Raw genomic sequence first — 20,848 nt, 5'->3', positions numbered from 1 at the left:
TGCTAAATTACTCAGTACTAGCTCTATTATATTACCTGCAATTATAAATTACAATGATTTCTTGTGTATGTAAGATTTTCTTCCTTTACTATTATTATCTTTTCTCGGTACTCAGAAATTCCCAGATAAACCATTGACATATTTTTATGAATATTAACAAATTTCCAAACAATTCAGCTATTAGTTTTCCGTTAAATTCATTTCTTACAAAAAAACATTTGCAGATTTATCCGCAAATGTTTTTAGAAACTGGCTATTTTAGTTTTATCCTTGTTCTTTACCGTAAATAACGCGCTCTCGAAGCTCTCCAATCATAGCGGGAACATTGATACTCATCGGACACCGCTCTACACATCTGCCGCACCGCAAGCAAGAATAAAGAAGCGGAGCTGCTTTCTCGAGGCCTCCGGACACAAATGCGGTCCAGATGGCACCTATGCCGCCCATATAGGTATGACCAAAATGACCTGCAGTTACTTGGAACACAGGGCACTCATACATACATCCACCGCAACGCAGACAATGCAAAGCCTGACTGAACTTTTCCTCATGGGCCATTTCATTTCGACCATTATCTACGAAGATGACGTAGAATTCCTTAGGGCCGTGCGCTCCATAAGTTGTCACTTTTTCAATATCGCCCGTTTTGCTCGGACCACTGACAATATTAACGTAACCCGGAACGCCATACTGAGCATATCTCCAGGTAACTTCAGCAACTTTCATAGCTTCCTGGAACGTCGGCACTAATTTCTCGACCCCAACCATGACAATATGGACCGGAGGCGCACCCGTTGCCAGTCGAACATTACCTTCGTTTTCAATAATAACCATTGCGCCAGTGTCTGCAGCCACTACATTGGCACCACTGATTCCTACATCCGCAGTAAAATACTTTTCACGCAGGAACTCCCTTACTACCTTCACTTCTTCGGCAATATCCGGCGGCACTACTTTGCCAAAAAACTTCGTAAAGACCTCAGCCACCTGTTCTCGTGGAACATGAATGGAGGGGGAAAGGATATGCATTGGACGTTCCTTACGCAGTTGAAGTATGAACTCTCCCAAGTCAGTCTCCCAGACCTCGTTGCCATTGTCCTCCAGGTATTCACGCAGATGGAGTTCCTCTCCCAGCATACTTTTCCCTTTGACAACAGTTTTACCCTTGCCAATAATACCGAGAGCAATATCTAAAGCGGCCTGATGATCCTTAGCATAAAACGCTTTTCCTTTGTTGCGCTCCACAGATGCCATTGCTGTTTCCAATAGATTGTCCAAATTAGCCATAGACTGCCGCTTAATCTCTTGTACTTCCTCTGCCAGTGCCGGGGTATGCGGAAAACGTTCTAAAGTTTCGGTAACTGTATTGCGATAGGAAGTAACCGCCCTTGAAATCGCTGTCCGAATGTTTTTATCCTCGCTGGCTGCATTAAGGGACTTGGCATAATTGACAAAGTCCTTTCTCAAATCCACTGTCATGCTTTAACCCCCCTATATAGGAATTCAATTAAATCTTCAACTACAGCTGAGTCACCCTTAGCGCGTCCAGCCTCTAAGGCTGACAGGCAATACGGACATGACGTCAGAATATGTGCCGAGCCGCTTTCCTTCAATTCAGTCACACGGCGTTCACCAATAACATGGGATAACTCGGGAAACAGAATTTTTATGGGTCCGCCACAACAAGACGTCCATTCACGGTTCATAGGAGCTTCTTTCACATCGGCGCCAATGCTGACCAGAATATCTCTCAGTTCTTGATGAATACCTAATTCTCGAGCCAAGCGGCAAGAATCATGTATCACAACTGACTCAGCAGATTGGAGCTTAGCTAACTTATCTCGCCGTTCCCAGACGAGGTCAACATACGTACGTATTTCAAAGTCAAAACCTTCAACCATTTTTGGATAAACAAACTTAAAGACTTCTGCGGCATGAGGAGAGAGGCAAACGATGGTTTTAGCACCGCTCTTTTTGATCACTTCCACTACTCTCTTTACATAATCCTCCATGTCTTGTAAGTATCCTAATTCATACAACAAGGCTCCGCTGTACAGTTCCTCATTTCCTGAGTAACAGAACTCATAACCCAGTTCTTTAAGCACCTTGGCGGCTTTAAAACAAACCGAATTATACCTGTCCTTGTCCTTAGCAAGTACCGAAGCATACATCTTTTCTGGACTAAATCCGGTCTTATTCAGTATATTTCTTGCGCCCATCATCATAGAAAAAACCTTGCTGCCCTGATCGAGATGAGTAATTGTTTTAACCAACGAATCGATAAAGGGGAGCATCTGATATTCTCCACCTGTATAGAAAAGCACTTCCCCTTTAGCCGGTAAGTCAAGCCCCTTAGCCCACGAAGAAACTTCAGAACCTTTTAAAGCCAGCGGACTGCCATGCTTAATAATATTTTCACTTATGACATCCAACACCATCGGCATTTTTGTTTCCACAATCTAACACTTCCTCTCACAGTAATATATGGTTCAAATACCCCTTCTCTTGATGCAGGCATTTTTCTCCATTCAGAAAGCGCGCATCGATTTTCTCTTGCGCGCCTTCATTATTCCAATACCAAATCAGCGTAGCTTCACATATTCCATTATAATAAAAAACCAAATGAAAGTAACCCTATTCGAGTATTGTATTATGTATTCCTGTTAATCCTCTTTAATAGGTGCGAACTCCCAATCTGGAACTTTTGGAATTAGTCAGATCAAAAATTGATAGAAGCCGTACAAATTTATTATAACCTCCAATACTCTCTTTTTAAGTTCAAATTCCTTGATATTGGCCACAATACGGCAGATTTCTTGACAAGCACATTTAGTACGTTTATTGTAAATATAGGAATAAATTTTAAAACATTTTTCTGGAGGAATAATATTGAAAGGTAAATATACAATTATATTCATTCCGCCCGATCAGTCGACGACTCGCCAATTTCAGTTTTCTAAACTCGGCAAGCGGTATCTGGGTGCAGGAATACTTTTTATAGGGTTGATAATTACCGGTATGTTTGCTCGAACCCTTTATCTAAGTCATTACATAAGTCATCTGCAACCTACTATAGATCACATTACTCAACTTGAATCCACGATTGAAGAACGTGATGAGAAAATCTCCATTCTAAATGAAAAGTCCACTCAAATCACTGAAGATCTTAAACGGATAACAGACCTCGAAGAAAAACTTTCTATCATATTGCCATTACAACCATCCTCATCATCGACATCCCTTAGCCGCGGTATCAGCCCTCATGCCCCGAACTTTATTCTTGTCAACCCTCTGGTTCAAACTCCCGACCAAAATGCTCAAATTGTTGCTGACCATTTAGTTCTCTTACAACGCTATTACGAAGCAGCAATCGTGCAAAAAGATCAACTTGAACACACTCCAAGCCTTCTTCCTGTAAATGGAGAAATCACCTCTCCTCACGGTTATCGCCGAAATCCCTTTGGAGGTTGGTCAAAAGAGTTTCATAATGGAATTGACATCGCCTGTGATTATGGAACCCCTGTTTTAGCGACTGCAGATGGAGTTGTCACCTTTGCTGGCAAAAACTCAATCTTCGGGCTTAGAGTAGACATTGATCACAGCCAGGGCATAACAACCTTTTACGGTCATAATTCTCGGCTTCTTGTGAAGGAAGGGGACCTTGTAAAAAAAGGAGACGTTATTGCTTACAGTGGAAATTCCGGTCGAAGTACGGGATCTCATCTTCATTACGGTACCATTGTTAATGAAAGAAATGTGGATCCTTTAACCTTTACTGAAGTAACAAAGGAGATTTAAAGCAAATGTTTAAAAAACTTTCCAACTCTCAATCTAATGGTGACGTTACGTTAATTGCTTCGGAGTGCCAAATAACCGGATCAATTATCATCAATGGGAATGCTAGGATTGACGGAAAAGTCGAAGGAAGTGTACAAGTAACCGGGGATTTAATAATTGGTAACAGCGCTTATTTGAAGGCTGATATTGAGGCCAATACTGTGAGCATTGCCGGGGAAGTACACGGAAACATAAAGACTGCGGATCTTTTAGAATTAAATTCTACTGCGCGCTTATTTGGAGATATATGCACACGTCAGTTTAAAGTTGAGCAAGGTGCTCAATTTACTGGGTTGAGTCAACTATTTGAAGAAACGACTCCTCCTTTGATTGTTCATGAAAATAGTAAGGAGCCTCGCTCAGCAAGGGAAACGAAACGGGTCTCAACGCGTGCCTGATTCTGAATTGATCTGAATCTTTTTGAAAAACAATCTTAATGAACTTGTGAGGGCAGTCGAACCAGTAATTCTGGTACGATTGCCCTCTTCTATTTCTAACTCAGTTCGTTGGTCTTTTCTCAAGAGCATTAATATAGGCTTTAGCACTAGCTTCAATGATATCCGTAGAAAAACCTTTTCCCACTACAAGACGGCCATCCCCATGACGCAGCTTAACCGTGGCTTCTCCCAGCGCTTCACTGCTTCGTGTCACAGATTTGAGAGAATAATCTTCAAGGATCGAATTATTTCCTGTTATCCTGTCAATCGTGTTAAATAGTGCGTTCACAGGACCATTGCCACAAGCGGCATCAGTCATTACGTTCCCCTCAATTTCCAAGGTCACGGTAGCAGTAGCCATCTCGATACCATTTGTCGCAATAGACATACTCTGTAAAACAATACTATTAGCTGTGCTTCCTGAATCCCCCATCAGGACGTAAAGGTCTTGATCGAACACTTCCTTCTTCAGATCCGCTAACTGCAAGAACCGTTGATAAACATCATCAAGCTGAGCACCTTCTACCTTATATCCCAATTCCTCCAGACAATGTTGGAGGGCATGTCTTCCCGATCTTGCTGTAAGGCTGATAAAATTTTTCGGCACTCCGATGGTTTCGGGTTGAATAATCTCATAAGTTTCTCGATCTTTTAGAACTCCATCTTGATGAATGCCTGATGCATGATTAAAAGCATTGGCTCCAACAATCGCCTTATGATCTGGGACTGTCACTCCAGTTATACGGGAAACCAGTCTGCTGGTGGCTGATATCTCACGGGTGTTGACTTTGCTCTCTACCCCGTAGCCGTCACGCCGGGTATAAATCGACATAATGACCTCTTCAAGAGAAGTATTTCCTGCCCTTTCGCCGATACCGTTAATCGTTCCCTCAACTTGGCCCGCTCCAGCTTTAATTCCTGCTAAAGAATTGGCGGTTGCCATGCCTAAATCATTGTGACAATGAACACTCACGATGGCTTTGTCAATATTATTAACGTTTTGAATAACCGATTGAATCAGTTCCCCGTATTCCCATGGGTTTGCATAACCTACGGTATCTGGGATATTAACCACAGTAGCCCCTGCAGAAATTACATTTTCAATCACCCTTGCCAAGAAAATTGGGTCACTGCGGAAAGCATCCTCTGCGTAGAACTCAACATCGCTTACATATTTTTTTGCGTACTTAACCGCAGCAACTGCCTGCTCCACAACTTGGTCAGGAGTGAGTTTTAATTTCTTTTCCATATGAACAGGAGAAACTCCTATGCCCGTATGGATTCGAGGATATTCCGCTTTGCGCAGAGCTTCCGCACAAAGATCAATGTCTTGTACTACCGCTCTGGTTAACCCGCAGATAATAACCCCTTTAAGTTCCTTAGCAATCGTCCGAACGGATTCTAAGTCCCCTGGCGAGGATGCGGGAAAACCTGCTTCTATGACATCCACTCCAAGCTTCACTAACTGTTGACCTATTTCCAATTTCTCTTTGACATTTAGAGTAATCCCCAAGGATTGCTCCCCATCTCTGAGGGTAGTATCGAATACATATAATCTGCGCATTTTTTGTGATTCCTCCTTAAAATAAAATAAACCCTTCGTCTCTGATTGAGACGAAGGGTTAGTTCGCGGTACCACTCAAGTTGACAGCAAATAGCCGTCTTCTCTAAAGATACGGGAGTTAATCGTGGTTCGTGGTTCGTAGTTCGCAGTTCGACCCTAAAAATAACTTTATGGTTCGAACTTCGAAAATCGAACTTCAAACATCGAAGTTCCGATATCTCCTTCCTTTTAACGGCGGAAGCTCCGTCCGAGCCTACTTTAAAAACAATTTCGGTCGGCTACTCGAGGAAGAGTTCCAAGCCCATACCATTACTGTCTTTCACCACCCGACAGCTCTCTATAAACGGTAAAAGGGACTGTACTATTTCCTCTCATCGTCATTTTAACAGTTTTTATTATTCTACATTCTACACTACTATTTTTTATTGTCAAGGGGTCTCTACAATTAGTTTCAATCACCTTTCGCATAGCTTTTGCGGCTATAGGATATCACTGCCGCCAGAAGGGCAATACCCATGGAAACTAACATAACAGAGTGATAAGCAGACATAAACTCTTCTACTTGACTAGGTTGGGGCAGAGTAACACCGCCCCATGCTTCGAACAACGAAACGGATAAGGCAATACCTATCACCATTCCTAAGTTTCTGACAAGGCTGTTTATTCCCCCAGCAATACTAAGCTTTTGAGGAGGAACTGAACTCATCACACTGCTGTTGTTTGGAGATTGGAACATGCCGGCTCCTAAGCCCATGAGTATGGGACCGGGGATTATCTGTAAAAAACTTGCATCAGTCTGAAGGGTAGAAAAATATAACAAACCTAACGAAGTAATGACCAACCCGCCTGTTGTAAGAATCATAGGTCCAAATTTGTCAGAAGCGGAACCGCTGACAGGAGCTACAATAGCCATTACCACAGGGAAGACCATTAACATTAATCCAACCTGAGAAGGCCTGTAGTTAAGAATCCCTTGCAAGTAAAACGGTAATAGCATGTTGTTAGCAAACATAGCTACAAAGGATAACCCTCCTGAGAGGTTTCCTATAAGAAAGGGACGGTTGCGGAAGAGTGATAAGTCAATCATAGGATGCTGAACTTTACGCTCAGTAATAATGAAGAAGACCAGCGATGTTATGCCTAGCCCCAGGCTTAAAATGACAGGAAGACTCGACCATCCCCATGCCTCACTATTCGTAATTCCCAAGAGTACACAGATCATCCCGAATGTAAATGAAAAAGCACCTGTATAGTCAAAACTCTCTTTATCTTTGTTCGGTACATCACTTGGCAGAATCAAAAGAACAGCCGCATACCCTATAATGCCAATAGGAAGGTTTATAAAAAAAATCGAACGCCAGCTAGTCAAGCCAATGATAATTCCGCCTAAAGCAGGGCCGGTCAGCGAGCCTAGAGCAACGACAGTTCCAGTCAGTCCCAGTGCTCTGCCCCGCTCCTTAGGTGGGAAAATTGCGGTAATAATGGCAGCGCTGTTAGACATTAACATCGAAGCACCTACTGCTTGCACTACTCTAGTCCCTACCAAGAACCAGATGTCTTGGGCAAAGCCACATAAAGCTGAACCTAGAGTGAAAATTATAAAACCAAGGGCGAAGACCCTTTTACGTCCAAACATGTCAGCAATCCGACCGAAGACCGGTAATAAACTAGTAATTGTCAAAAGATAGGCACTAACCACCCATTGAAGCGTAGAAAGATCCGAATGGAATTGACTGGATATCGTAGGCAAGGCTACGTTTACAATACTGCTGTCTAAAGTAGCCATAAAGGTACCGATCGCCACTGTAGCTAGAACATACCAACGATAATTTGGGGAATTTTTAATTGTTTCCAACATTATTTTTATCTCCTCTGAGCAATCCCATCTTGTTTCCACACCAGACGACCGTGTCAATTATTCATGATAACACAACCATACTATCTTAACAAACCAGGCTTACTTGCCATAGCTATAGTTGTTGTCCCAATAATTTTCCATTTAATTATATCAAGGCAATTAAAAATCATCAATAACGGCCATTAACAAAGGAGGATGCCTTTTCAAGCAATCCTCCTCCTTTGCATTCTCCTCCACAATTTCATAAGTTCTTCTCTTTAAAGTGTTTCTTTAAGACGTTTCCCTTCTTTAAGTTCTTTTAAATTTGGGTCCTGAAGAATTAGATCTCCTTCCGTTAAGCCTTCCTCTATGGTAACCTGACTGTCATTTTCCAGGCCTTTTTTAACTGGCTGAATTTTAGCTTTACCTTCCCGAATCAGCCAGACAGCCTCCCCCTCTTGATAAGGAAAAAGGGCAGTTTTGGGGATCATAAGTTGATTGGGGAGTTCCAGTGTGGTGAATTTGACATCCACATTGCTTCCGAGAACAACTTTGGGAGAATCTTCAGAGAGCAAAATAGTAACCTTTACACGATTTTCCTTAAGGCCAAGGGGAGAAACCCTCTCGATCGCTGAGATAGCAACGGCATCAACTGTACCCGCAAACGACTTATTACCCGAGCTGGTCGCTTGAATCACTTGAACCGGACTTCCTACTTTTATATCGAGGGCATCACTGGCCAGAACGAAGCTCTCTAATTTGTAACCCTCATTTGTGAACACGGTCAGAATTTGCTGGCCTTGAGGAATGACGTTGCCTTCTTTAAGAGAGAGGTCTTTGATAATCCCATCTTGAAGAGCTACTACTGTGGCTTTGTTGATCTTATCTTCTAACTGGTCGATTTGCGCCTGAACGGCTTTCTTCTGCTTACTATAATACAGCTCTGTCCCTTGAGAAGTCTGATGTTGCTCATATATCAGTTGTAAACCTAATTTCTGCTGTTCCAACAGGTTTTTCGCTTTCTCGAACGTTCTCTCAACTTCTTCATATTGAACACGAGCGATGGTACCGGCGTCATAGAGAGCCTTCATGCGAGTTAAGTTTTGTCCCTCAGTCTGGACATCCTTTTCTGCTAACTGTATGAGTAAAGTTTGTTGGGCGATTTGTGCCTGATCAGGGCTTTTATCATTTTCTAAGCGTTGTCCTTCCAGACTTTGCAATTGGGCCTTCAGTCCCTCCAGTTGATATTTAAAATCACTGGTGTTCATTTCCAAAAGCACTTGTCCCTTTTTAACGCGGTCTCCATTTTGGACCTTGAGGGATTGCATTTTTCCCTCAACAGGGTTAAAGATCGGCCACTCTTGGGCAGCCATAACTTCCCCTTCCTCTGTGAACCCTTTGCTGAAGTCTTTAGGGTGCAGGGCAATAACGTTAACCGGCAGAGGCATCGCATTAGTGGTGGTGACCGCAATAAAAATCAGGAGTGCAAGCCCTCCGAAAATTAAGAACTTACGATGCTTAACCTTTGGCAACTTAAATTTTTTAGGTGTTTGATTAAACTTGGCTTCAATGGCCATTTTCACCCTCCTCTTACTTTCAATTTACAATTCGCAGCTTAATATTTTAATTAACATTCTGATTTCGATCCCAATTCAGCTCTTTAGTCTCGAGTTGCAAGAATTTCAACATAGTGAAGTGATTTGATTTTGTAGTACGCTCTGCTTTGGGCTACTAAAACAGAAAAGGCAGTTCCTGCAGCCGCGCCCAGCAAAGCCATGGGTGGAAGGTCTGCCGGAAGAGAGTACATATCATTGCTCATTGACTGTGCCATACTCATGCTTAATCCATAGGCCATCGGTATTCCAAGCAGGATTCCAAAAGCATATAAGGTCCATTGTTCTGAAGTGATCACTCGCAATACCTCTCTTGGTGTCATTCCTAACACACGGAGAGACGCTAATTCTCGTTTCCGTTCCGAGAGAGAGATGATACTGGCATTATAGATAAGGGCAAATCCGCAAAAGCCGCCGAGAATAGCGAGCAACCAGACCGTAAAACCAAACGATTCCATCATTTTTTGGATTTTAGCCCCCGTATCCTTGAGAGATTCGATAGAGGAGACGTTACTAGCATTTTGATATTTGCTTTTCATGGATCCTATTTCAGCAGAATCCATCTGGATTAACATTGCAGTACTTATTTCCCCCTGCCTTAGAAATCGCTGTAATTCTGTATCCTTCATAAAGGCATTAAGTCCAACATATTGAGGAACTACCCCTGTGACCAGTAAGTTCTCACCCTTTTGACTGAGAGGTTCTCTACGCAAGGGACTTTCTACATAGATGACATCTCCCGCTTTGACGTTTAAAGATTTGGCTAAATGTTCTGATAGCAAAACTCCATGGTCAGGAACCTCCAAGCGTCGGCCGCTTTTATCCAGAATGTTATAGAGTGTCGACTCTTCAGAGAGACCCATCAATGCCACGTCTTTCTTTAACCAACCACTTCTCAAAGAAGCAGGCACTTCCAGTACAGGTTCAACTTTAGACACCCCTGGGTCATGTGCGACGGCGAATTTCACAGCCCCAGTAGGGGAAGGTTCGGTTAGTTGCAATTTGACATCATAGGTTTGAACTTGTTCCAACTGGACCACTGTCAGTACGTCGGTCATATTCTGCATTGACCATGAAACTGTCATTAAACTATAGACTACCCCTATCCCTATGACGTTAAAGAGACTCCTGGTTGGTGTTCTAAAAACATCCCGAATACCCATCTGGGCTTGAGAGGAGAGGGTTTGCCAAAACCACGTGAATTTTTCGATTAAAGTTTTGCGCGCAGTTCCTGGCGCCGGGGGTCTCATGGCTTCGGCCGGTTCCAAGCGCAAAATATCCAGACTCCCTTTTACCCCACTGAGTACGCTAAAGACGAACGCCAGCGCTAGACTGAAAAAGAGGTATTTAAGGGAGAATTCGCTTTTAAGACCAGGCAGAGCAAAGAATTCTTTGTACATCGTGGTCAAGGGAAACGAAAGAGCAACTCCGGATAATCCTCCAAGCAATCCCCCTGTTGTCCCTATAACCACGGGGTAGGTCAAATAATGTAAGATAATCTCTCGATCCGTAAAACCAAAGGCCTTAAGTGTCCCGATTGCCACCCTTTGCTGTTCGATCAGCCGACGCAACATCGTATACAGAATAATGGCCGCGACCCCCAGAAACACTACAGGAAGGGTTTTTGTCATAGTTCGAATTTGTTTAATTTCACTTGTTAGAATGGCGTGACTCGTTTGATCCTTACGAGGGACAATACTCCGGACTCCATAGGGTTTTAACTCAGCTTGGATACTATCCTTCACCGAATCAAAGCTAACTCCGGGTTTCAGAGTGATCACGATATCATTGACTTGTCCTTTTTCCTTGACCAGTGCTTTAAGTGTGCTTAATGGAACATAGGCTATCCCAAATTCTTCAGCTGATGGATAAAGGTCTTGGGCATTTCTCATAATGTATATGAACTCTGGGCTTTGTGCAGTTCCCGTAATATATAAGGAGACCTGATTTCCATCAATACTTACGTCAATTGAATCTCCTAACGACAAATGATTTGCTGCTAGGAATTTTGGGTCTACGAGGATTTCTGGTTGGTTTTCGTCGGGAAGTTGCCCCTCGATAAGCTGAATTTGGTTAATTTGAGGGGCATTGGCATCATTCAATGTCAACATTTTCAAGTATCGATTAGAGTCTTCTTGTTGGTCTATCACACGAACCTCTTTGACAATCCGTCCAGCGGCTTGATCAATTCCAGGCAGGAACGTAAGCGAGTTTACTTTGTTTTCAGGATACCCTGTCACCGTAATAAATCCATCGGCAAAGTTTGTCTCCACATAAAAATCTTGCTGTGCCTTATCCATACTTTCCACTGCAATGGACATCGAGGTATAGAGGAGTAAGCCTAAGGCAATGACCATGATACAAGCGAGATAAACCCCAAAATTTTCTTTGATATCTCTCCATGTCTTTCTTCTAAGCATTACCATGATATCTCCTCAGGGCAAAGTGGTTTTTCTATGACTTTGACATCATCCAGTAATCCGTCCTTCAAATAGAAAACCCTATTCGCCATTTTGGCAATTTCCACATTATGCGTAATGATGATCACCGTCTTATGGTATTCACGATTTAATTTCTGCAAGGCTTTTAAAACCTGAATACCTGTTTGAATATCTAAAGCCCCCGTCGGCTCATCACAAAGGAGAAGTTCAGGGTTTTTAACGATGGCCCGTGCGATAGCAACCCGTTGTTGCTGTCCTCCTGAGAGTTGGGATGGGAAATGATCTGACCAATTCTCCAGACCAACCTCACGCAAGATGTCTGATACAGAAAGAGGATTTTGAGCAATTTCCACAGCTAGTCTTACATTTTCATAGGCTGTGAGATTTGGCATTAAGTTGTAGTTTTGAAAGACAAAGCCCACTTCATTACGGCGGTAAAGTGTAAGCTCTTGGTCATCAATCTCATGAAGCGGTTGTTCTTTGTAATAAAGCTCACCCGTCGATGCCTGGGTCATTCCACCGATAATATTTAATAACGTAGTTTTCCCGGAGCCGCTTTGGCCTAAGACGACAATAAATTCCCCATAAAATATTTGAAAGTTTATTCCCTTCAAAACTTCGATTTCCACTTCACCTGTACGATAATGCTTGCGAAGGTCTTTTCCTTCCATAAGAACGTCCATCCATCTCACCTCCTAGACATGTGAATTAGTCTTCAATTCTGAGCCGTACATTCCATACTTCAAGATTTCCATGTACTCCATATACTCTGCCATAATCTTATCGTAGTCTTGGAACATCTCCTGTTCCTTGCCTTTATAGTCCTTGAGATACTTTTCTCCAAGTGCCCCTAGAAAAAGCATAATTATTTGAATTGCCTTAGAAGGTTCTACACCGCTGCGAAACTTTGAATAATCAATATCTTCAAAGAACAACGGCATCCAATCCTTTGAAGTTTGAAGATATTTCTTTTCAATCTCTGGCCGCATGTCCAGTGGAGCCTTTTCGAGTGATTCCATAAATAGCTTAACAATATATGGATATTTATGGGCTATCTTAAGCTTGATCACTCCCAACTCACTTATCCTTTGAAAAATGTCCTTCGTCTCGGTCAATGGGTATCTCGTAAATTCTTCAATCATTTCCCGAATGCAGTAATCTAAGATATAGAAAAATAAGCTTTTTTTATTCTTAAAATAATGAAACAAAATCCCTTTAGAAATACCTGCTTCTTTAATAATTGAGTTAGTTGACGCGTTATCATATCCTTTATCAGCAAATTCATGGACACATACATCTATAATCTTTTTCTTTTTATCTTCATTTAGATTTTCAAAATTATCGTACAACATGATCTCTCCTTGTAAGACTGCGCTAGAATGATAAATAATCGACGGATGATAGGATTATACACTAAGTTTGACCACTCGGTCAATAGGTTTGTGACCGAGTGGTCAATGCTTATATTACTCCTGATAAATTGGTGGCGCAAGGACATTTTCGTTAGTTTCACATTGCCTTTTCACCACAGTTGTTACCATGCGTGACGCATCTATAGAAAGCTAAATTACGCTCAGCTTCAGGCTCGGGCTATAAATACTAAAGAAGACTTGGCCGGCGCCCACACGAAGACACTGTCTTCGCACGTATTAACCTTCTTGCAGACACTGTCTTCGCAGGTGTTAACTTAGCGGAGAATCCTCCGGCGAGGCGGCAGCCAAGTTGCACTTATGCTTGGAAAGTATATAACGTAAGTTTATACTTTCTGACAGTATAAAAAAGCAGGGGCTGTCCCCCTGCTTTCCCTGCTCAAACAAAAGTGCTAACCTTATGTTTTTTGTTATAAGTATATATTATTACAGTAAAAATTTCAGGCTAAAGATACCTTTACGTGGAAATAACTAAATGATACGTAAACCTAAAGGGGGCTAAACGCTTGGAAGAGATATTTTCGCCCAATAGCATCATAGACTTAGGTCCTGTCGACTTGGTGATTGTACCGCAGGTAGTTTCTGCTCCAAATGTTATAAAGCTAAAAGTTTATGAACGAGAACACTTTTTTCTCAACCCTAATCCAGCTGTTAACCAAAATCAAATAGCAATATACTCTATTTGTTCGAGTTGCTTTACCCAAGCGGTTGCTGAAATCCGCGATCTATATGCTGGATGGTCCAAAATCGATAGAGCCGAGCCTACAAAACTGATTGGTATTCATAATCAAAATCCGAACACCCTTTATATCCAGTTTTCGCTCGGAGAACGTTATTTTATCTATAAACGCTGCTTAACATTAAATAGAGACATGGTTTACGAAGAATTGTTCGGCAAGAAGCATAACCTAAGCAGGCGTTCTCTAAACAGTGAGGATGAACAGTATCTCATCTCTAGGCTTAGGTTTATGCCAAAGGCAAAAAATGCAATTAGCTTTTATGCTTTTAAGGTTCACATCCGTACCCGAAGACATTTTGCATTTTCTCATTAGCCAACCCGCTTTCCTCACCGCAGGATGTAGCTTTAGTCGCACTTATGATTCCAGAAAGTATATATCAATAAGTTATACTTTCTGTCCCAGAAAATTAATTTCTATTCATTAATGGTGCCGTTTTGGCATGGAGGTCTATTAGGAAAAGCTACAAACTACTTAGTAGCAACTGTTCCCAGTTGCCACTGAGTCTGTAACCTTATAGGCCAAACCACATAAGGGTAAAGAAAGATACTGTTGATACTACTATTGAAGCAATGATCATTGCCAGAAGGGGACGCATTGCTCTAGTCCGCAAACTTGACAGATGGACATTAAGCCCTAACCCAACCATGGCTGCTGCCAGCAGAAATGTGGATGCTTTAGAAATATCGTTTAGAACATAATCTGGAATCGGCAGATAAGTTCCCATTAAACTTGTCATTATGAATCCTACCAGAAACCAGGGAAAGGGTGCGCTTTGATTACCCTCACCTTCTCCTTTGCGCTTCATCCAAAATGAAAGGATTAGGCTTAAGGGGATCAGCAAGAATACTCTGCCCAGCTTGGCTAGTAATCCCATCGCTAACACATCCGGGCCAGCTGGCATAGCGGCAGCTGCCACATGAGCTATCTCATGTAAACTGACACCGCTCCAGACCCCGTATTGGACAGCACTCATGGGCAAAAACGGCATCAAAAATGTATATGTTAAAGTAAAGACTGTTCCAATTAAGGCAATAATACCCGCGCTGATTGCAGTATCTTCGTCATTCGCTTTTAAAATCGGAGATACAGCTGCAATTGCTGCGGCTCCACACACTCCTGTCCCGATTCCAAGAAGCAAAGAGAGGTTGAGGTCTGCTTTAAACAACTTTGCCAATAACATAGTAGTTGTTATCGCAATAACAATCGTCATTGCGTCATAAACAAGAAGCATCCCGCCCTTATGAATAACCATATCAATATTAAGCTTGAATCCATAGAGTACGATGGCAAAACGCATCAGGTAACGTGCAGAAAACTGAATTCCTTCGCGAACACTCTCCGGATATCCAATAACATTTCGATAAATAACGGCAATCAAGATAGCACTTAGCATTGCTCCGATTCGGTTGATTCCCGGTAAGGCTGCTAGCCATGTACCAGAACCGGCAACAACCATTGTAAATAAAATTCCAAGTATAAAACGGTTCCGTCTTTCCTGGTCTATCACTAAAGCTTCTTGAAAGCTTAAGTCCACTTTTGCTTGAAACCACATTTTCCATAGGCCTCCTCATCATTCTCTATAGTCCTTTTCTCTTCTAAAGGACTGAGTTTCTATTTAAAACTATAGAATGATTGAGGTAATGGAGCAATATAGGTTCTTGTAAGCAATCATTAGGAATACATATTATTCGCTTTTTCTGAGTTATTGTATTATAATGTAGTACTTCCTTGAAGTGCACGAACATAAAAACCACAGTATTTTCCATAGTTAAATGAACTTGAGGTGTAAACAATGATTGCCGATCCCTTAAAAATCTTTGTAACTGTTGCAGAGCTTAAGAATTTTTCTCGTGCCGCTGAAGAACTGTATTTATCTCAACCCAGTGTCAGCCTGCAGATACGCAATCTAGAAAATGAGCTTGGCTCAAAGCTTATTAATCGTTCACCGAAACATTTAGAGCTCACTCAATCAGGTGAAATACTCTATAGTTTAGCAAAACAGATATTGCAACTGTATGAAAAGGCAAAACAAGATATCAACGAGTTAACAACTACTGTTACAGGATCACTCAAGGTTGGTGCCAGCTATACGATTGGTGAGTATATTTTACCTTTTGCATTGGCAGAATTTGCTGCTCAATTTCCAAATGTAGATATCGATGCATCAATCGCTAACACTGTGGAAATCACCCAAGCTGTCCGATCTAATCATTTGGACTTGGCACTTGTGGAAGGTGAGGTCAATCACCCAGACCTTGACATTCAAGCTCTGATGGATGACGAGATTATTTTAGTTGTCCCTAACCAACATGCTTTGGCGAGACTTCCCATTGTCACAGCTGATCACCTTCAAGACCGAGTATGGATTCTTAGAGAAAGTGGGTCTGGAACTCGAGACTTCAGTGACAAGTTGATTAAGGATTGGAACATTAACGTAAAAAAATCCCATATCTTTGGGAGCAGTCAAGCCGTTAAGCAGGCAGTCATTGCAGGTCTGGGGATTGCACTTGTCTCAAGCTGGATAGTGCGTAAAGAATTGGCTGCCAAAGAATTGACAGCGATCCGAATTAAAGGGAAGAGGCTAATTCGTACATTTTCCATAATAAGACTGAAAAACAATGATATGTCCAAGGCTATGAACGTTTTTACAGAAAACCTTCTCTCACATGACCTTATCTCTTCGCTTATTGATAATAATCCTTCCGTACTCGATTGAAGGATATTCAAAACAGTAATAAATGAGCCCTGCCCCTAACAAAAAGATGTTTTTGTCAGGGCATGGCTCATTTATTACTATTCTCACAAGTAATATCATTCTCTAGGATTCCTTACACTGTATTAAAGTACTTTCGCTCAAATTGGGAGCCTGTTTAGCTGCTTATTCTAAAAATTCTCACGCCATCTTCTTCTGTCTTTTTCAGTTCGCTCTTATACATTAAATACTCAAGATGGGCAAGAGTTTCAGTCATGGCGAAGCGCAACTCGTGATAGCTGAGGTCCTGTCTGAAAACCTGTTTGCACACTTGATAAGCTGTGGCGCCAGCGCCTGTACAACTTTTGATTTCTTGCAACCGAGCTTCGTGGTGAGCCTCTAATTGACTTATTCTCTCTTCAATCGTGGAGAACGGCTTACCGTGAGAGGGTAAAGCCATCTTACAGTTCAAACTACGGATGCTGTCAAGGGCGTGTAAAAAGTTATCCAAGGGGTTAGGGTTAGGATAAACATCAGTTTGGGGCCACAAACTGATATTGGACGAGATTTCGGGTAACAAGTGATCCCCTGATAACAGTACCCCATGATTGACATTATAATAGCAGATATGTCCATCTGAATGCCCCTGTGTCAAGATAACCTGGTAATCAAAATCCCCTATAGTTACCACTTGACCCGCTTTTAAGGTTGTCAACTCTGCATGTGGAGATGTAAAACGAATTATGTCATTTACGGAACCCATTGTTTCTTTGACCATATCATTAGGCATGCCATTTTCTCTAAACAAAGCATCTAAAGCATCGAAGCTATTTTCACTTTTCCAATAGTGTTTTATCAGCTCGGCATCGATTTCCCCGATATAGACCGGAGCACCAGAAAAGCACTGAAGCCATCCCGAACATCCATAATGGTCCGGATGAAAATGTGTAAGATAGATTCCTTTAATATCTGTTGGCTTAATGGAGTGTTCCTCAAAAAATTGCATCCATCCTTCAACTGTGGCCTCTCGACTAAGGCCCGCATCAATAAGCCACCAGCCCAGTGATCCTTTTACTGCATAACAGTTGACATGGTTTAACCTAAATGGCAAAGGCAATTTTACTTTATAAATCCCTAGCGCTTCGTAAATCACGATCATCACTTTCTTTCTTTTCTGTAGATTATATCAGAATAGTCTTACTAGTTATTCTTTATATTATTTCAAATACCTGCCATTTAGTAAGACCATTTCCATTTAAATACGAGGTATCATTAAATGCTGAAAACACATAATGAAAAATATAAGTTATTGGATGTATTATACAATCATCCAATTGGATGTTGTAAGATTGGAAACTCCCCCATATAATTAGCTAAAACTTAAACAGGGGGGAAAAAATATGCCATATACCTTTGCCGAAAGGGTAAATCACATGCAGAATTCAGCGATTCGCGAACTTCTAAAAGTTACTGAACAACCGCAGATTATTTCTTTTGCCGGTGGTCTTCCAGCCCCAGAGTTATTTCCTCTTAAGGAAATCCAGGAATCTTATGCTCAGGTTTTTGGGACAGGCGATCCTTCAGTCCTCCAATACGGAACTACGGAAGGATATTTACCCTTACGTGAAGAGATAGCTGCCCAAATGAGGATTAAAGGCATCCAAACTGAAGCAGAAAACATATTTCTTACGAACGGTTCACAACAAGGCTTAGACCTTATCGCCAAGTTATTTATTAATCCTGGCGATATAGTGCTCCTCCAGAACCCTAGTTATCTTGGAGCCATCCAAACCTTTCGAAGTTACCAAGCCAATTTTGAGACAATCCCTACAAATGGGCCAGGAATTGACAGTGCGGCTCTCGAATTATCAATTAAGCTTAACCGCCCCAAGATCATTTACCTCGCTCCCACTTATCAGAATCCTACCGGCACCACTTTGACTGTTGAAGAGAGAAAGATGGTACTCCGTATCGCGAGCAAATACAATATTCCCATAATTGAGGATGATCCTTACTGCGAACTTCATTATGATGGTTCTTCCATTTTGCCTATTAGGTCTTATTCTACCGAGGATGAAGTAGTTTATCTAGGTACCTTTTCTAAAACCCTTGCACCCGGGCTTCGACTCGGCTGGATTGTCGGAGGAAAGGATCTGATAACCAAACTGGTCGTTGCAAAACAAGGAACTGATTTACACACCAGCACTCTATTACAAAAAGCTACTCATTACTACCTAACTCATTTTAATCCAATTCAACACATCGAAAGGATTCGCCAAGCCTATAAAATACGAAGAAATCTTATGCTTAACGAACTAAAGAAAAACTTTAACGATCAAGCTATATGGACCGAGCCATCTGGGGGAATGTTTATTTGGCTGACCCTGCCAGAAGCGTATGACACTCTTAAACTCCTGCCCTATGCCTTGGCTAGTAATGTGGCCTATGTTCCGGGAGCAAATTTTTATACAGATGGAAAAAGTTACAGCAACATGAGATTAAATTTTTCTAACCCCTCCCCACTGCAAATAAAACAGGGAATTAAACGTTTGGCAAGCATATTACCAAATTACTAATTCGGGATAAGTCGAACCGAGAACCGCGAAATTTAAATATTTGACTTCAGACATGTTAAATCGAAACAAGTAATGTGAGGAAAACAAAAATGAAACTGCACTTAGACCGTTCCCTAAAAACGCCGCTTTACTTACAAATCAGAAGTCAGATTCGTCAACTCATTCTAGCTAATGAACTCCCTCCCGGATACCGCCTCCCACCTGAGCGCAAACTTGCCGCCTCTTTAGGAGTCAATCGCACAACAGTAGTCAACGCCTACCATGAGCTGACAGCAGATGGATTAATTCAGCCACACGTAGGCAAAGGAACCATCGTAAGCCCCGCCCAGACAGTTCAACATTTTCTCAACCGTTTGTCTAATCTCGACCATTCTGAGGTACTTGGTATGCCCGTCCAGCCAATATCTTGGCAGAACTTTTATACAAGTCAGTCTGAACGTATGCACAATCCGGTATTAGCCTCCATACTGGATGAGATCGGTGAAGAGGATCAGATTTCCTTCGCCTTGGGATCTCCCGCAGGGGAATACTATCCGCTAAACGAATTGAACGAAATTTGCAAGGAAGTAATGCGTCCAGGTAATTGGAAGGCCTTAGAATACGGACCTACCATTGGACATTATCCTTTACGCCAATACTTAGCGGATTGGCTTAGTTACCGAGGCATAAATGCTCAAGCCCAAACAATTCTTATGACCTCCGGTTCTCAACAGGGACTTGATCTGCTTACCAAAGTTTTCTTAGAACCAGGTGACTATATTGTAATGGAGGAACCTTCCTTTCTTGGAGCAATAGGGGTCTTTAAGGCAGCCGGGGCTCACATTCTTACTATACCTTTAGATGAAGAAGGCTTAAGAATAGATGTCTTAGAGCAGATTCTCTCACGACATCGGCCTAAATTCATCTATACTCTCCCAACCTTTCAAAACCCCACTGGAACAACCATGAGTATTGGACGGCGGCATGAACTTCTTAGATTAGCCTATCAATACCATGTGCCCATTGTAGAAGACGATCCTTACAGTGAACTCTATTACGAAAATCAACCACTTTCTTCCCTTAAGTCCCTTGATGAGCACGCACATGTAATATATCTTGGAACATTCTCCAAAATGCTCTTTCCAGGTCTCCGCCTCGGCTGGTGCGCAGCACCTCTCCCGGTTCTAGAGCAATTATCCCTAGCAAAACAGCACGTTGACCTCCATACCAGCACAACAACTCAGTGGATTATGACCGAATTTTGTACCCAAGGACTGTTGGACAAGCACCTTCCACTTGTAAGAAGCCAATATAAGAGTCAACGAGATGCTATGGTGAGCGCTTTAACGGAGTTTGCACCACAAGGCTTATCTTGGACCGTTCCAGCAGGCGGGTATTATTTATGGTGTGAATTGCCGCCGGGATTGAAAGCTACAGCACTGCTTACCAAAGCAGCCGAAAAGAAAGTGAATTTTGTCCCGGGAAATGCTTTTTACGTTAACTCCGGAGGGAAGGACCGGATAAGACTCTGTTTCTGTCGTCATTCCGAAACGACGATTCGAGAAGGGATCTTCCGTCTCTGCGGAGCTGTTTCCGAGTTATTAAATCAGCCTAACCATGGAGGCAGGATTCTCAGACCTCGATTTAATGAACCTTTAGTGTGATGAATACTTAAAGAAGGGGCTCTGCTTCAAAAATGATG

Annotated in this window: 16 protein-coding genes and 1 other annotated feature; of the genes, 6 read left to right on the top strand and 10 right to left on the bottom strand. The window is 42.0% G+C overall.

What is annotated here, in order from left to right; genetic code table 11:
- Positions 1–264 precede the first annotated feature (264 nt).
- On the bottom strand, positions 265–1,479 hold the full coding sequence (locus BUB11_RS21300) for an LUD domain-containing protein (protein WP_200797964.1): 1,215 nt from the start codon (positions 1,477–1,479) through the stop codon (positions 265–267).
- Complete coding sequence (locus BUB11_RS21295; RefSeq protein ID WP_073032083.1) at positions 1,476–2,456, bottom strand: (Fe-S)-binding protein; 981 nt, start codon at positions 2,454–2,456, stop codon at positions 1,476–1,478. The genes BUB11_RS21300 and BUB11_RS21295 overlap by 4 nt, the downstream gene beginning before the upstream one ends.
- 433 nt (positions 2,457–2,889) lie before the next feature.
- On the opposite strand from BUB11_RS21295, the gene BUB11_RS21290 reads away from it, so the two are divergent.
- Both BUB11_RS21290 and BUB11_RS21285 read left to right on the top strand, forming a co-directional pair.
- Positions 2,890–3,798 (top strand): M23 family metallopeptidase, encoded by a 909-nt coding sequence (locus tag BUB11_RS21290; RefSeq protein ID WP_073032082.1) that lies wholly within the window; start codon positions 2,890–2,892, stop codon positions 3,796–3,798.
- 5 nt (positions 3,799–3,803) lie between these two features.
- On the top strand, positions 3,804–4,235 hold the full coding sequence (locus BUB11_RS21285) for a bactofilin family protein (protein WP_073032081.1): 432 nt from the start codon (positions 3,804–3,806) through the stop codon (positions 4,233–4,235).
- 100 nt (positions 4,236–4,335) lie between these two features.
- Here the strand turns inward: BUB11_RS21285 and BUB11_RS21280 are convergent, their stop codons facing one another.
- The 6 genes from BUB11_RS21280 to BUB11_RS21255 all read right to left on the bottom strand — a co-directional run bounded on the left by BUB11_RS21280 (position 4,336) and on the right by BUB11_RS21255 (position 13,078).
- Positions 4,336–5,838 (bottom strand): 2-isopropylmalate synthase, encoded by a 1,503-nt coding sequence (locus BUB11_RS21280; protein WP_073032080.1) that lies wholly within the window; start codon positions 5,836–5,838, stop codon positions 4,336–4,338.
- Between the two features lie 43 nt (positions 5,839–5,881).
- Positions 5,882–6,222 (bottom strand) — a binding site (T-box leader).
- 67 nt (positions 6,223–6,289) lie between these two features.
- A complete protein-coding gene (locus tag BUB11_RS21275) occupies positions 6,290–7,696 on the bottom strand; it encodes an MFS transporter (protein WP_073032079.1) in 1,407 nt (468 codons plus the stop codon).
- A gap of 257 nt (positions 7,697–7,953) precedes the next feature.
- Entirely contained in the window at positions 7,954–9,252 is a 1,299-nt protein-coding gene (locus BUB11_RS21270; RefSeq protein ID WP_073032078.1) for an efflux RND transporter periplasmic adaptor subunit, read from the bottom strand.
- Between the two features lie 83 nt (positions 9,253–9,335).
- Positions 9,336–11,714, bottom strand: coding sequence for an ABC transporter permease (locus BUB11_RS21265; protein WP_073032077.1), 2,379 nt, complete (start codon positions 11,712–11,714; stop codon positions 9,336–9,338).
- Complete coding sequence (locus BUB11_RS21260; RefSeq protein WP_073032076.1) at positions 11,708–12,412, bottom strand: ABC transporter ATP-binding protein; 705 nt, start codon at positions 12,410–12,412, stop codon at positions 11,708–11,710. The genes BUB11_RS21265 and BUB11_RS21260 overlap by 7 nt, the downstream gene beginning before the upstream one ends.
- A 12-nt stretch (positions 12,413–12,424) precedes the next feature.
- Positions 12,425–13,078, bottom strand: coding sequence for a TetR/AcrR family transcriptional regulator (locus BUB11_RS21255; RefSeq protein ID WP_084110447.1), 654 nt, complete (start codon positions 13,076–13,078; stop codon positions 12,425–12,427).
- Positions 13,079–13,665: 587 nt separating this feature from the next.
- On the opposite strand from BUB11_RS21255, the gene BUB11_RS21250 reads away from it, so the two are divergent.
- Positions 13,666–14,211 (top strand): hypothetical protein, encoded by a 546-nt coding sequence (locus BUB11_RS21250; protein WP_073032073.1) that lies wholly within the window; start codon positions 13,666–13,668, stop codon positions 14,209–14,211.
- Positions 14,212–14,410: 199 nt separating this feature from the next.
- Here the strand turns inward: BUB11_RS21250 and BUB11_RS21245 are convergent, their stop codons facing one another.
- The gene (locus BUB11_RS21245; RefSeq protein ID WP_073032072.1) at positions 14,411–15,451 is read right to left on the bottom strand and encodes a YeiH family protein; all 1,041 of its coding nucleotides are present in this window, start codon (positions 15,449–15,451) and stop codon (positions 14,411–14,413) included.
- A 240-nt stretch (positions 15,452–15,691) separates the two neighbouring features.
- Between BUB11_RS21245 and BUB11_RS21240 the strand changes: the two genes are divergently transcribed.
- The gene (locus BUB11_RS21240; RefSeq protein ID WP_073032070.1) at positions 15,692–16,615 is read left to right on the top strand and encodes a LysR family transcriptional regulator; all 924 of its coding nucleotides are present in this window, start codon (positions 15,692–15,694) and stop codon (positions 16,613–16,615) included.
- Positions 16,616–16,769: 154 nt separating this feature from the next.
- On the opposite strand, the gene BUB11_RS21235 is transcribed toward BUB11_RS21240, so the two are convergent.
- A complete protein-coding gene (locus tag BUB11_RS21235) occupies positions 16,770–17,750 on the bottom strand; it encodes an MBL fold metallo-hydrolase (protein WP_073032068.1) in 981 nt (326 codons plus the stop codon).
- Between the two features lie 241 nt (positions 17,751–17,991).
- Here BUB11_RS21235 and BUB11_RS21230 point away from each other — a divergent pair, with 241 nt between their 5' ends.
- Both BUB11_RS21230 and pdxR read left to right on the top strand, forming a co-directional pair.
- Positions 17,992–19,167 carry an aminotransferase-like domain-containing protein gene (locus BUB11_RS21230; RefSeq protein ID WP_073032065.1) on the top strand — a complete coding sequence of 392 codons (1,176 nt, stop codon included), beginning with the start codon at positions 17,992–17,994 and terminating at the stop codon, positions 19,165–19,167.
- An 89-nt stretch (positions 19,168–19,256) separates the two neighbouring features.
- Positions 19,257–20,810, top strand: coding sequence for a MocR-like pyridoxine biosynthesis transcription factor PdxR (pdxR, locus tag BUB11_RS21225; protein WP_073032064.1), 1,554 nt, complete (start codon positions 19,257–19,259; stop codon positions 20,808–20,810).
- Positions 20,811–20,848 lie beyond the last annotated feature (38 nt).

This window comes from Desulfosporosinus lacus DSM 15449 (assembly GCF_900129935.1).
GTDB classification, from domain to species: domain Bacteria; phylum Bacillota; class Desulfitobacteriia; order Desulfitobacteriales; family Desulfitobacteriaceae; genus Desulfosporosinus; species Desulfosporosinus lacus.
This window is presented reverse-complemented; position numbering and strand designations above follow the sequence as displayed.